The following is a 12,977-nucleotide window of genomic DNA, read 5'->3' on the forward strand; positions in this document are numbered from 1 at the left end:
CTCCAGCTGCGCAAAGGGAATGTGGGTTGTCGGCTGTTAGGCGACGGCGCGGCGGTTCTCCGTGGAGTCGCGACGGCTGAGGTTGACGCTGACGATCTTCGAGACACCGGGTTCCTGCATGGTGACCCCGTAGATAACGTCGGCCTGGGCCATGGTGCGTTTGCTATGGGTGATGACGACGAACTGAGTCGTTGCGCTCATGTCGTGGATGAGCTTGGCGAAGCGGCCCACGTTGGTCTCGTCGAGCGGGGCATCGACCTCGTCCAGGATGCAGAACGGCGCTGGCTGGAACTGGAAGATTCCGACGAGGAGAGAGAGCGCGGTTAGAGCTTTTTCTCCGCCCGAGAGAAGAAGAATGTTCTGCAGCTTCTTGCCCGGCGGCGAGGCCACGATGTCGATGCCGCTCTCGTTGGAGTTCTCGGCGTCGGTGAGCTTCATGAATGCCTGGCCGCCACCGAAGAGCTTGGTGAAGGTGACGGAGAAGTTCTCATTGATGACGGCGAAGGCCTCGTCGAACTTCAGACGCGAGACATCGTCGATCTCCTTGATGGAGGCCTGCGTATTTTCGATCGAGTCAAGGAGATCCTTGCGCTGGGTTTCGAGAAAGCTGTGACGTGTGACCGTCTCGTTGTACTCGTCGAGGGCCATCATGTTGACGGGACCCATCGCCTCGAGCTTCTGTTTGAGGGCGCGAGACTCCTCTTCCTGAGTATGGAGATCGTCGCCCTCGATGCGGGCGATGGTCTGATCTTCGCGGAGTGTGATGGCCTCGGCGCCGAGATCGTTGAGGCAGGTGGCATCGATGTGTTCGATGTCGGAGGCGAGCTTGGCGGCGCGGGCGGTGAGGGCGGCGCGCTGTTCGCGGAGAGCTTCGGTCTCGTGACGCAGTGTGCGGAGTCGGCCGTCGAGCTCAGTCATTGCGGTGCGTAGTTCGGAGGCCTGGGCGGTGAGACGCGCTCCCTCAGCAACTGCGGTGGCGCGAAGTTCGGCGAGCTCCGCGTGCTGGACGGCGAGGGCCGAGGTTTCTTCTTCGCGGCGAACTTTCTCTGCGCCGGCGGAGGCGAGCTGTTGGTCGAGTTGCTGAATGCGCTGGTTCTGGCCGTTGTAGAGGCGTGTCGTCTGCTCGAAGTTGGCAGCTGCGTTCCGGCGGCGTTCTTCCAGACCGGCGAGCGCGGCGGAGGCTGCTGCTGCGGACTCCTGAAGCTCTTCGCGGCGGCCACGCAGCTCCTCCAGTTGCTCCTGGAGCGCGGCGAGGCTGGCTTCGAGGGTGGCGCGCTCGTTCTCAAAGGCGGTTGCTTCTTGTTGACGGCGTGAGATGAGGTCTGCTTTTTGAGTGCGCGCTTCACGGTTGCGCTCGGTGGTGAGAGCCCAGTCCTGCAGGCGGCGCTCGATGCGGGCGACCTCGGACTCCATCTGGCGGAGAGCTGCGCCGGAGTTGGCGGACTCGCGCTCGGCGTCTCGACGTTCGTGGGTCTTGCCTTCGATGGATGCATTGAAGGCGGCGATCTGATGTTGAAGCTCGGCGGTATGGAGGTCTGTCTGGGTCAGCTCCTGCTCGGCTTTTTCGAGCTTCTGCTGAACTTCAGCGAGTTCGCGCTTGAGAGCCAGAGGACCCTGGGTGCGCGGACGGCCACCGGTGACGGTGACGTTGTGGAAGGTCTCGCCGGTGGGGGAGAGGAAGAAAGCCTGGGGGTTCGAGAGCGCGAGGGAGCGGGCCGTGTAGGAGTCGGGCGCGACGAAGCCCTCACGCAGCTTGGGCAGGATGACCTCAAGCGATTTGCCGAAGCCGTCGAGGACGCGGATGCACTCCTTGAGCGGAATCACGCCTTCGATGCCGCTGATCTCGGTCTGGGCCGCACTCTCCATGCCCTCCGCAAAGGCGAAGTTCGCCTGTGAGTCGTTTGGGTGAACGAGGAACGTGGCGCGTCCGGTGACGTCGGTCTGAAGCAGATGCATACCGGCGTTGGCCGCGTCCCAGCTCTTGACGACGACGTAGTTGAGCTCGTCGCGAAGGAACTCGTCCACGACATTTTCGTACTTGCCGTCGACCTCTAGGAAATCGGCGAGCGTGCCCACGGGAGCCATGCCGTCGGTGTTCTGCTTGTAGGCGTCGGTCTTGAAGAGGTTGCGAACGGTGTCGGTGGAGTAGCTGTGCTCGCGGATGAGGGCTTCGAGAGAGCCGCGCCGGCCGGTGAGAGCAGCGACCTCGCCACGCAGCTGGTCGCCGCGCCGCTTGGACTGGGACTCTTCGCCACGGCTGGCTTCGATCTCAAGGCGGAGTTCGGCGATCTCGGCTTCGAGGCGCTTCAACCGTTCGGTGACGGATTCAAAGGACATCTTGACCTGGCCGCGCTGGAGGCCGAGGGTTTCAAGCTCCTGTCTGGCGATATCGGACTCGGACAGGAGACGTTCGGCTTCGCGGTCGAGACCGGCGAGTGCGGCTTCGGCCTGTGCCTGTTCGTTGCGTGTCTGGGAGATGCGCTGGACGAGCTGCATGGTGGAGCGGCGATTCTGCTCGGCCTGCTGCTCGCCTGCGGCGACGGAGCGTGCGGCCTCCTGGACCTGAGCCTGATGGCTCTGTGCGGCATCGCGGGAGCCGTTGGTCTCGGCTGTGGCGTTTTCCAGGAAGTTGCGATGCTGTTCGAGCTCACCCGAGAGGCCGGCAAGTTGCTCGCGAGCTTGCGCGAGATCGTCCACCCCGGTGGCGAGGCGATTAGTCAGCTCGCTGATGCGGTCGGCGTTGGCGGCGGTGCGGGCGGTGATGCGTTCCAGCTCCACGGCGGACTGGTTGGCCTGGGCTCCGGCCTCGCGAATCTGCTGGTCGAGCGTGTAGCCGGTAGCGACGCCTGCGGTGTGCTCAGCGTCCATGGCTTCGACAGTGGTGGCCTGGGCGTCGATCTGGGAGGCGAGGGCGGTGATCTTCTCCGTGGTGGCGGCCTGCTCGGAGTCGAGCTGCGACATGCGGCTGGCGAGAACGACGCGGAGACGAGTGCGAAGCTCGTCGCGCAGGGAACCATAGCGTTCGGCTTTGGCTGCCTGACGCTTCAGGGTGGTCATCTGCCGTGTGACTTCGTCAAAGATATCGTTGACGCGGGCCAGGTTTTGGCGGGCCGATTCAAGGCGCAGCTCTGCGAGGCGTTTCTTGGTCTTGAAGCGGGTGATGCCGGCGGCCTCTTCGATGATGGAGCGGCGGTCGTGAGGCTTGGCGGAGAGCAGTTGTCCGATGCGCTCCTGTCCGATGATGGCGTAAGACTCTCCGCCAAGACCGGTGCCCATGAAGATGTCCTGAATGTCGCGTAGACGGCAGATCTTCCCGTTGAGGAGATATTCGCTGTCCCCGGAGCGGAAGAGGCGCCGTGTGATGGTGAGTTCACCGGCGCGGACGGGCGCACGGCCAAACTTGCGGCGGCGGATCTTGAGGACGACGTTGTTCGGATTGGCCAGTTCAGCGGCGGCGTCTGCCTCTGTGGGCGGCGGGAGGATGTGAGGTCCCTTGGCTTCGCCCTCGATGACGGTGCCGGGCTGGGCTTCGGCTACGGCCTCTTCGGTCTCCTCTGCGCGATCCTGGCGGAAGGCGGTCTCATCCCAGTCGGTGGGAAGACTCTCGTCGATGACGATCTCAGGCAACTCCTGCAGGCTGGCGCCGTCGTAGACTTCGGGGTCGACGAGGGTGAGCGAGACCTCCGCCATGCCGGTCGGCTTGCGGTCGCGTGTACCGGCGAAGATGACGTCCTCCATCTTAATGCCGCGGAGGCTCTTGGCCGACTGCTCGCCGAGGACCCAGGTGATGGCGTCGGAGATGTTGGATTTGCCGCAGCCGTTAGGGCCAACTATGGCGGCGATGCCCTCGCCGGAGAGCTGGACCTCGGTGCGATCGCAGAAGGACTTGAAGCCGAGGATCTGAACTTTCTTGAGCTTGAGCAATGGCACCTCTGCGGGACGAATCAGGGAGTTTGGATAGGATTCGCCCTGGTGGTAAGACTGATTCAACTTTAGCTGCGGTTGGGCGCGGAATCAACGGTAACAACACCACCTGTTGTGGATAAGACGGGCGAAACACTATAAATGGGCAGTTCGAGCCGGATTCCACTGAAGTTGGATTATTTTGGAGCCGTCAGGCAGGCAGTTGGGTGGTGTGCCGAGGAATCTGCATGGAAATTAACACAAATTGAGACTGATTGAAGCACAGGGGGCATAGGGTCGCGGTGTAACTAATCAACGTTTCACAAAGGGGATCACCATGGCACACGACGCACACAAGAAGGCAGCAGAGCATCACGAGCACGCAGCGAAGGCCCACCACGCAGCAGCCGAGCACCACGCGAATGGCGATCACCAGGCCGCCCACGAGCATTCGGCGAAGGCGCACGAACACTCAACCACGGCGCACGATCATTCGACCGACGCTCATCACAAATCGACCGCACATAAGTAAGTTGAGGTTGGTTGATGGGCTGCCCTGGGCGATGGATATTGTCCGGGCAGCTCTTTTTTTGTGTTTGACGTCGATCTGCCGATAGGGAAGATGTAACTATTTGCCTATGCGGAAGTCACATCTGAGTAGGGCAAATTGGGGTTTGGCTTGCCTTTGAGCAACAGCGTTTCTATAATCCGCATCATCATCCCGAGATGCCAAGAACACTTCTATCGCTTGACCGAAGGGTCGGGCACGGTGAAGACTACAGCCTGATGCTCTATGATCAGGCAGTGCTTCGTCGTACATCCAAGTGACCCCGGAAGCATCGGTGACACATTTTGAAAGAAAGATTTACTGAGGAGTGTGGAATGAAGAAGGCAGTCGTTGCGTCTCTCCTGGCGGTCGCTAGCGCTACAGGTCTTGCAGGTATCGCAGTAGCACAGAGTCAGGTCAACCTAGGCTCCAATGCGCAAGCCTCAAGCGGCGGCGTTCAAATGTCCGCGGCTGAGTATGCCGCGTACAACAATGCAATTACACAGACAACGCCGCAGACGAAGGCCCCTGCCATAGAGGCTTACCTGACGGCCTATCCGCAGTCCGCAGTCAAGGCCGCTACGCTGGAACAGCTGATGCTGGCTTACAGCTCGTTCGATCCGAAGAAGACCGTGGATGCGGCTGACCGTCTGCTCCAGGTGGATCCGACAAATATGCGCGCCCTGACGTTCGAGGTGTACTTCCGCAAACAGGATGGGGAGCAGGCGACGGATCCTGCCACAAAGCAGGCTGACCTGGATGCCGCTGCGTCCTACGCTCAGAAGGGGCTGGCGGTTACCACCAAGCCGGCGGAGATGAGCGATGACGACTTTGCCAAGCTCAAGGGCGCGGCGACGCCGGTCTTCGACAGTGCGGTTGCTGAAGATGCCCTGAACAAGAAAGACTCAGCGGCTGCGATCACGAGCTACAAGGCGGAGCTGGGCAGCGTTCCTGTTGCGCAGACACAGGTACCCGGTCCCATCCTGCAGGACACCTACACGCTCGGTCAGGCCTACTACCAGCAGACGCCGCCTGACTACGTGAACTGCACCTGGTATGCCTCGCGTGCGGCTGCGTTTGCACCGGAGCCATACAAGAGCCAGATGCTTCCGTTGGCAAAGTATTGCTACAAGAAGTACCACGGCGCAGACGATGGTTACGAAGCTGTGACGGCTGCGGTTCAGACGAACTTGGATCCTCCAGCTGACTTCAAGATCAAGCCTGCTCCTTCACCGTCTGACATTGTGGCGCAGGTGATTGCAAGCACTCCGGACCTGTCGACGCTGGCCGTCAGCGACAAGGAGTTCATCCTTGCCAATGGCAAGCCTGAGGATGCCGCAAAGGTTTGGGATACCGTCAAGGGCAAGTCGGTCCAGTTCCCGGATACGACTGTGATCGCGGTGAACGATACCTCGATTCAGGTTGCGGTCTCTGACGATGCTGTTCAGTCGAAGACAGCCGACTTCACCTTCCAGCTGAAGGAGCCGTTGAAGACGCCTCCTGCTGTTGGAGCGAAGGTAACGCTGACTGGAACCTATGCTTCCTTTACCCCCAGCCCGATCATGATCACGATGAGCGATGGCGCGGTGGTCGAGCCGAAGAAGGCTCCGGTGCATCACACGACGCATCGCTAAACAAGCGGTATCAGACAAACGAAAGAGGCAGCCTTTGCGGGCTGCCTCTTTTACGTTTGCTGCGTGAAGAAAGCTCTATTCGCCGAGCATGATGCGCTGGATGCGGTGGGCGCGGCCAGTGGCTCCGTCGCAGGAGATGAGCGCGGCGCACATCTTGGGATTGCCCTTGGCGGGCTCGAATTTGCCGGGCATTCCGGTGAGGAAGCGGGCGAGCACAAGTTCTTTTTCGACGCCGATGACGGAGTCATAGGGACCGGACATGCCGACGTCGGTCTGGTATGCGGTGCCGTTGGGCAGGATGCGCTCGTCGGCGGTGGGGATGTGGGTGTGGGTGCCAAGCAGCGCGGTGATGCGGCCGTCGAGGTACCAGCCCAAGGCTACTTTTTCCGATGTAGCTTCGCCGTGCAGATCGAGGAGGATGACTTTTGCGGTGATCTTGCTGAGGAGCTCGTCGGCTTTGCGGAAGGGGTCGTCGCAGGAGGACATGAAGACGCGGCACTGGAGGTTCATGACGGCGTAGCTTTGGCCGTTGGGAAGTTCACCCTGATAGACGCCGAAGCCGGGTGTGCCGACGGCGTAGTTGGCGGGGCGGATGACGCGGCGGCCGCGGACGTGGGAGTCGGCGGGGACGGTCATGTACTCGAAGATCTCGCGCTTGTCCCAGATGTGATTGCCGGTGGTGATGACGTGGGCGCCGAGGTCGAATAACTCTTCTGCGATGGAGGGGGTGATGCCGAATCCGCCGGCGGAGTTTTCTCCGTTGATGACGAGGAGATCGACGGCGTTGGTTTCGAGGACATGGGGGAGATGTTCGCGGACGATGTGGCGGCCGGCGGAGCCAAAGACATCGCCGACAAAAAGAATATTCACCTTAAAAGTTTACACGGGCGTGGATGACGCGGAGTCTGCGATTGGCGCGGAGGTGCGCATTTCGCGGCAAAATCATCAGTGTTCGGCGGCGCATAGGCTGCCCGGGTGTGGTAGTTTTTTTGCATGGCACAGAGTGGGCGGTTTCAGTTGAGCGTACGGGTGTTGGCGGTGCTGGCGAGTGAGCCGGATGCGATGCATACGTCGTCGGCAATTGCGGAGGCGCTGACGGAGAGCGCCGTGATGGTGCGGAGAACGTTTCTGCTGCTGCATAAAGCGGGCCTGATCGAGCAGAAAAAAGGGCCGCACGGCGGTGCGAAGCTGAAGCTTCCGGCCAAACAGATTGGGCTGGGCGATGTGTTTGAGGCGACCGCCGGCGACTGGTTGAGCCTGGAGGACAATGCGGTGACGGCGCTGATGAAGAAGGTGCGCGGCGATGCGGTGGCGGCGATGAACGAGCACACGATGTCGGGCGTGGTGAAGAGGCTGAAGAAGACGAAGTAATTTTTGAGTAAATGTTGCAGATTTTTTTGCAAAAAAAGTGGCCCTGGTGCGAGCCAGGGTTTCGCTGTTTTTGCTGGTGTTTTTGAAGGGTGTTTTGGAAAAAGTGATGTTTTTGAGATGGTTTGTGGTGGTAAACAGGTGTGATTTGCGTGGTGAAGGTGGTTGCCTAGCGGTCACTTTTTTGAAGCTGAAAAGTACGCCATGAATTTAGGATTTATTTTTCGGGAAGGACTTTGATGCGTCGTCTAGTTGGTTTTTTGCTTTTTGTCTGGATATTCCCGATGGTTTCAATGCAGGCGGCGGGACCGGCGCGGTGGACCGAGGTGAAGGCGAACGCCTGGTACGCGGAGCAGCCCTGGCTGGTGGGAGCGAACTACGTGCCTTCGGACGCGATCAACCAGTTTGAGATGTTTCAGGCAGCAACGTTCAACCCGGCGTTGAACGACAGGGAGCTGGGTCTGGCTGAGGGCATCGGGATGAATACGATGCGGGTGTTTCTGCAGGACCAGTTGTGGGAGCAGGACCCGGAGGGGTTCAAGACCCGGCTGGATGCGTTTCTGGCGATTGCGGCGAGGCACCACATTCGTCCGCTGCTGGTGCTGTTCGACTCTTGCTGGGACCCGGAGCCGAGGCTGGGGCCACAGCATCCTCCGATTCCGGGTGTGCATAACTCTGGCTGGGTGCAGAGTCCGGGGACGAAGGGGCTGACGGATCCGGCGTATGAGCCGAAGCTGGAGGCGTATGTGAAGGGCGTGGTGGGGGCGTTTGCGAACGACGACCGCGTGCTGGGCTGGGATGTGTGGAACGAGGCGGACAACGAGGGTGGCGGCAACTACCATGCGCTTGAGGCGAAGGATAAGGTGGCGCGCGTGGAGAGGCTGTTGCCGATGGTGTTTGCGTGGGCGCGGTCGGTGCATCCGGTGCAGCCTTTGACGAGCGGGGTGTGGACGGGGAACTGGAGCGATCCGGCGAAGGAGAGCCGGACGGTGAAGATTCAACTGGCGGAGTCGGATGTGATTACGTTTCACAACTACGGATGGCCGGAGGAGTTTGAGGCGCGGATCAAGGAGCTGCAGGCGCAGCATCGTCCGATCATCTGTACGGAGTACATGGCGCGGGGGGCGGGAAGTACGTTCGATGGGAGTCTGCCGATCGCGAAGAAGTACCATGTGGGGGCGATCAACTGGGGGTTGGTGGCGGGGAAGACGCAGACTTATCTTCCTTGGGACTCGTGGCAGCGGCCTTATGTTTTGCAGCAGCCTGCGGTTTGGTTCCATGATGTGTTTCGGCAGGATGGGACGCCTTACCGGCAGCATGAGGCGGATTTGATTCGGGAACTGACGGGGCGGGGAAGCAGGTAGTGTGACGATTTTAAACTGGTGATCTCAAGGAATGCTTCGGTGGGCTGAAGGATTCCTTGAGATCGGGGTTATACCAACAGTGCTGTACCAACTTGAACGATGGTTTAGCGGATGCCGCCGCCAGCGAGGATCAGCTCGCCGGTGAGCCACTTGGCATCGTTAGAGGCAAGGAAGGTGGCGATGCTGGCGATGTCATCGACCTGGCCTACGCGGCCGAGGGGGGTCTGGGCGACGACGCCTTTTTCAAAGTCGGAGCCGATGAAGCCGGCGGCGTTTGCGCCTTCGGTGTCGACCATGCCTGGGTTGATGGAGTTGACGCGGATCTTACGAGCGCCGAGCTCTTTGGCGAGGACGCCGGTGATGGCATCGACTGCGCCTTTGGTCCCGGTATAGACGGAGCTATTGGGAGGGGTGAGGCTGCTGACGACAGACCCGATGTTGATGATGCTGGCGCCTTCGCCGAGGTGCGGGACGGCGGCCTGCGTGGTGAGGAGAAGGCCGAGCACGTTGACGTTGAAGATCTTGTGGAAGTGCTCTTCGGTGATGGCTTCGATGGGGGAGAACTCGTAGACGCCGGAGTTGTTGACGAGGATGTCGAGGCGGCCGTAGTTCTTGATGGCTGCGTCGATGATGCCTTTGGCTTCAGCGGCTTTGGAGACGTCTCCGCCTACGGCAACGGCCTTGCCGCCGGCTGCGGTGATGGCGCTGACGACGGTGTCTGCACCGGATTTGCTGGAAGCGTAGTTGACGACTACGGATGCGCCTTCGGCGGCGAGCGATTTGGCGATGGCTGCTCCGATACCTTTGGATGCGCCGGTGACGACTGCAACTTTTCCTGCGAGCTTGCTCATGTGTTCTCCTGATCTACTGCTCCCCATGAGATGGGTGAAATTGGAATGGGGATTCATAAGTTCTGGAAATATGAACTTATGAACAAAAAGTGATTTTGAGCGTATGGTTAGTGAGTATGCGACCGCTTTTTCATCCTTCGGTGGAAGACATCACGGTGGAGGGGATACTCCATGCGTTGTCGGACCCGGTGCGGGTGGCGATCTATGCCGAGATTGTGGCGCAGGACTGTACGCATAACTGTACGAACTTTGCGAAGATCATCCGCGAGAAGACGATACCGAAGTCGACGCTGTCGCTGTACTTCAAAGCGCTGCGTGAGGCGGGGCTGATTCGTGGGGAGCGGCGTGGGGTGGAGATGCACAATGCGTCGCGATGTGAGGAGATCGAGCAGCGGTTTCCTGGGCTGATCAGGGCGATTGTGGGGGCGCACAATATTCAGCTTGAAGGGCAGTTGAAGCGTGGGCAGACGCGGGCTGCGAGGAGGAGAGTGGCCGGGCAGGTTTAGGGTCTGCCCGGATGTTTATTTTCCTTGGCGCGGTTATTCGGCGGATTCTCCGTGCGGGGCTTCGGTGGGAGATTGTTTGGCCTGGGGGCGCATAAGGGGGAAGAGGATGACGTCGCGGATGGATTTGGAGTTGGTGAGGAGCATGGTGAGGCGGTCGATGCCGATGCCTTCGCCGGCGGTGGGGGGGAGGCCGTAGCCGAGGGCTCGGACGTAGTCCTCGTCCATGTCCATGGCTTCGGCGTCGCCGCGATTCTTTTCGGTCATCTGGGCTTCGAAGCGGGCGCGCTGGTCGTCGGGGTCGTTGAGCTCGGAGAAGGCGTTGCCTACCTCGAAGCCGCCGATGTAGAACTCGAAACGTTCGACCCAGTCGGGTTCGTCGGGTTTGATCTTGGAGAGCGGGCTGACGGCTAGGGGGAAGTCGTAGATGATGGTGGGTTGGATTAGGTGAGGTTCGGCGAGGAACTCGAAAAGCTCTGCGATAGACTTTCCGAGTGGCCTGTTCTTATAGGCCAAATCAAGTTTAATTGAGTAAACGACTTTATGTTGCGCCAGATCATTCTCATTCAGGACTAAATCGTCCAGCCGTTGCACGAATGGTTCTAGCGAGGCATGATCCTTGAACGCGATACCGGTCGGGGGTGATCCAGCGTCTTGGGGCCAGAATTTGATGATGGCTTCGCGCATGGAGAGTTTGGTCCATTTGCTTAGGTCGATTTCGTTGCCGTTGAAGGTGGTTTTGGTGGTGCCGTTTACTTCTGTAGCTACGAAGGTTACAAGTTCCTCGGTGAGCTGCATGAGGTCGTGGTAGTTGGCGTAGGCCTGGTAGAACTCGAGCATGGTGAACTCGGGGTTGTGGCGGGTGCTGACGCCTTCGTTGCGGAAGTTGCGGTTGATCTCGTAGACGCGGTCGAGGCCGCCGACGACGAGGCGCTTGAGGTATAGCTCGGGGGCGATGCGGAGGAAGAGGTCGAGGTCGAGCGCGTTGTGGTGGGTGGTGAAGGGCTGCGCGGCTGCGCCTCCGGCGACCTGATGCATCATGGGGGTTTCGACTTCGAGGTAGCCTCGGGCGTCGAAGAAGGTGCGGATGGCGCGGAGGATGGCGGCGCGTTTGACGAAGACTTCGCGGACGTTGGGGAGGGCGTCTATGGCTGAAGTGTCGGGGGCTGAAAGGGGTTTGGTGGTTGTGGCGGGGTTGATACTCTCGGGGTCCTTCGCTTCGCTCAGGATGACGACATCTTTATCACTGGCATCTTCATTGCTAGCGATTTTGTTGCTGGCGACTTTATTATTCGCGACGGAGTGCTCTGTCGCATCTTCTTTGTTCGTGGCGCCATTTGCTGCGGTGGGTTTGGTGGCGCCGGTGTTCATGAAGAGGTCGACGTAGCGCTGGCGGTAGCGGAGTTCGGTGTCTTCGAGGCCGTGGTACTTGTCGGGCAGGGCGAGCATGGCCTTGGTGAGAAAGGTGAGGGCGGGCTGGCCGTCGACCGGGGCGGCGTGGACGGTGAGTTCGCCGGTGCGGGTGCGCATGAGGTATCCGCGGACGCCGATGTGGTCGCCGAGGTCGAGGAGCTTGTAGAGGGCGAAGAGGCTCTCGCCGACGTCGTCTTTGCGGACGTAGATCTGGAAGCGCTGGCCGCCCTGCTGGAGCTGCGCGAATCCGGCTTTGCCCTGGACGCGGATGGCCATGATGCGGCCGGCGATGGAGACTTCAATCTTTTTGCCAGCGGCGATGTCGGCCTCGAGCTGCTCGGCGGCGAGGGTGTCGTAGGCGGCGCGCAGTTCGGGGACGGTGTGGGTGAAGGCGTAGCTGTTGGGCCAGGCCTGCTGGCCGAGGTCGGCGATCTGCTTGAGCTTGTCGCGGCGCTGCTGGTAGAGATTTTTTTCGAACTCCGACTCGTACACTGAAGGTCCTTTGTTTGATGGTGATGAATGATTAGTATAGCGGCGCTTGTCCTGCTGGACGGGCCCACTGCTCGTGGGGAGTCACTTCGTGACTTGTGTGCGGCTTCGCTTGGGCCTCCCTTTGGTCGGCGTTTGGCTGATTCGGTGTTCGCGATGGTGGGGCTGGCGTGTTGTAATGGTGCTGCTATGGCGGATGACGGAGCAGGGAAGACAGGCGGCAAGGGGTCGCTGGGCGAGCTGGTGAAGGCTGAGTCGATGATTCAGCTGGCGATTGCGCTGCCGGCGGGTTGCGTGATCGGGTGGCTGGTGGGAAGCTGGCTGGATCGGCACTTTCACCAGGGATGGATCTCGATTGTGGGGATTCTGCTGGGGGCGGTAGCGGGGTTTGTGCAGATCTTTCGGACGGCTTCGAAGTTTTTGAAGAACGACCGCTCGTGACGGACGCGGGTGTGGGCAAGGGAGATGATGTTTTGAGGACGATGGAGAGCTTCAGCGACGCGGACTTCAAGAAGACGATCTGGAGCGCGCTGCGTCTGCTGGGGGTGATTACGGTGGTGGCGGCTCCGCTGGTGTGGTGGAAGCTGGGGTGGCAGTCTGCGGTGCTGCTGCTGGTGGGGGCGGTGATCTCGGGGTCGGGGCTGTTTGAGTGGCTGCGGCTGATGACGGCGGTGATGGTGCGGATGGACGGCGGGGGGAAGGCCAAGCCGATGGGGCTGGTTTTGTTCGGGTTCTTCCTGCGTCTGGGGCTGACCGTGGTGCTTCTTTATGTTAGCCTTAAGTTTCTGAATGGTTCGGTCTACGCGCTGGCCGCCGGTCTCGCCTTGGGTGTGTTTGCACTGACGGTGGAGGGGTTGAGGCTGATGAAGGCGTGGACGGTTTAGGCCGGACGTTGGAAGAGTACG

General features: G+C 60.4%; 11 protein-coding genes. 7 read left to right on the plus strand and 4 right to left on the minus strand.

Annotated features, from left to right (window positions below; all coding sequences use genetic code 11):
- Positions 1–36: 36 nt before the first annotated feature.
- Positions 37–3,924, minus strand: a complete 3,888-nt coding sequence (smc, locus tag GSQ82_RS18775; protein WP_158794210.1) for a chromosome segregation protein SMC — start codon at positions 3,922–3,924, stop codon at positions 37–39.
- Between the two features lie 316 nt (positions 3,925–4,240).
- Here smc and GSQ82_RS18780 point away from each other — a divergent pair, with 316 nt between their 5' ends.
- The gene (locus GSQ82_RS18780; RefSeq protein WP_158793839.1) at positions 4,241–4,435 is read left to right on the plus strand and encodes a hypothetical protein; all 195 of its coding nucleotides are present in this window, start codon (positions 4,241–4,243) and stop codon (positions 4,433–4,435) included.
- A 350-nt stretch (positions 4,436–4,785) separates the two neighbouring features.
- Positions 4,786–6,084 (plus strand): hypothetical protein, encoded by a 1,299-nt coding sequence (locus GSQ82_RS18785; protein WP_158793840.1) that lies wholly within the window; start codon positions 4,786–4,788, stop codon positions 6,082–6,084.
- Between the two features lie 75 nt (positions 6,085–6,159).
- Here the strand turns inward: GSQ82_RS18785 and GSQ82_RS18790 are convergent, their stop codons facing one another.
- On the minus strand, positions 6,160–6,954 hold the full coding sequence (locus tag GSQ82_RS18790; RefSeq protein ID WP_158793841.1) for a TIGR00282 family metallophosphoesterase: 795 nt from the start codon (positions 6,952–6,954) through the stop codon (positions 6,160–6,162).
- Positions 6,955–7,077: 123 nt separating this feature from the next.
- Here GSQ82_RS18790 and GSQ82_RS18795 point away from each other — a divergent pair, with 123 nt between their 5' ends.
- Positions 7,078–7,455 (plus strand): Rrf2 family transcriptional regulator, encoded by a 378-nt coding sequence (locus GSQ82_RS18795; protein ID WP_158793842.1) that lies wholly within the window; start codon positions 7,078–7,080, stop codon positions 7,453–7,455.
- Positions 7,456–7,736: 281 nt separating this feature from the next.
- A complete protein-coding gene (locus GSQ82_RS18800; protein WP_254061774.1) occupies positions 7,737–8,816 on the plus strand; it encodes a 1,4-beta-xylanase in 1,080 nt (359 codons plus the stop codon).
- Between the two features lie 104 nt (positions 8,817–8,920).
- Here GSQ82_RS18800 and GSQ82_RS18805 read toward each other — a convergent pair whose 3' ends face one another.
- Positions 8,921–9,667, minus strand: a complete 747-nt coding sequence (locus GSQ82_RS18805) for a glucose 1-dehydrogenase (protein ID WP_158793844.1) — start codon at positions 9,665–9,667, stop codon at positions 8,921–8,923.
- Positions 9,668–9,783: 116 nt separating this feature from the next.
- Between GSQ82_RS18805 and GSQ82_RS18810 the strand changes: the two genes are divergently transcribed.
- Positions 9,784–10,173: a helix-turn-helix domain-containing protein gene (locus GSQ82_RS18810; RefSeq protein ID WP_158793845.1), complete on the plus strand. Its 390-nt coding sequence runs from the start codon at positions 9,784–9,786 to the stop codon at positions 10,171–10,173.
- A 33-nt stretch (positions 10,174–10,206) separates the two neighbouring features.
- Here the strand turns inward: GSQ82_RS18810 and lysS are convergent, their stop codons facing one another.
- Positions 10,207–12,075 (minus strand): lysine--tRNA ligase, encoded by a 1,869-nt coding sequence (gene lysS / locus GSQ82_RS18815; RefSeq protein WP_158793846.1) that lies wholly within the window; start codon positions 12,073–12,075, stop codon positions 10,207–10,209.
- A 27-nt stretch (positions 12,076–12,102) separates the two neighbouring features.
- Here lysS and GSQ82_RS25185 point away from each other — a divergent pair, with 27 nt between their 5' ends.
- Positions 12,103–12,513: an AtpZ/AtpI family protein gene (locus GSQ82_RS25185; RefSeq protein WP_254061775.1), complete on the plus strand. Its 411-nt coding sequence runs from the start codon at positions 12,103–12,105 to the stop codon at positions 12,511–12,513.
- Positions 12,510–12,956, plus strand: a complete 447-nt coding sequence (locus GSQ82_RS18825; protein WP_254061776.1) for an ATP synthase subunit I — start codon at positions 12,510–12,512, stop codon at positions 12,954–12,956. Before GSQ82_RS25185 ends, GSQ82_RS18825 begins: the two co-directional genes overlap by 4 nt.
- The last annotated feature ends 21 nt before the right edge of the window (positions 12,957–12,977 follow it).

Origin of the sequence: Granulicella sp. L60 (assembly GCF_009765825.1) — a bacterium.
Lineage (GTDB): Bacteria > Acidobacteriota > Terriglobia > Terriglobales > Acidobacteriaceae > Edaphobacter.

What these genes read in the sequence shown, in the direction of transcription:
- GSQ82_RS18780 (WP_158793839.1), top strand. Translation starts at nt 4,241, where the DNA reads ATGGCACACGACGCACACAAGAAGGCAGCAGAGCATCACGAGCACGCA.
- GSQ82_RS18785 (WP_158793840.1), top strand. Translation starts at nt 4,786, where the DNA reads ATGAAGAAGGCAGTCGTTGCGTCTCTCCTGGCGGTCGCTAGCGCTACA.
- GSQ82_RS18795 (WP_158793842.1), top strand. Translation starts at nt 7,078, where the DNA reads ATGGCACAGAGTGGGCGGTTTCAGTTGAGCGTACGGGTGTTGGCGGTG.
- GSQ82_RS18800 (WP_254061774.1), top strand. Translation starts at nt 7,737, where the DNA reads ATGGTTTCAATGCAGGCGGCGGGACCGGCGCGGTGGACCGAGGTGAAG.
- GSQ82_RS18805 (WP_158793844.1), bottom strand. Translation starts at nt 9,667, where the DNA reads ATGAGCAAGCTCGCAGGAAAAGTTGCAGTCGTCACCGGCGCATCCAAA.
- GSQ82_RS18810 (WP_158793845.1), top strand. Translation starts at nt 9,784, where the DNA reads ATGCGACCGCTTTTTCATCCTTCGGTGGAAGACATCACGGTGGAGGGG.
- GSQ82_RS25185 (WP_254061775.1), top strand. Translation starts at nt 12,103, where the DNA reads ATGATTAGTATAGCGGCGCTTGTCCTGCTGGACGGGCCCACTGCTCGT.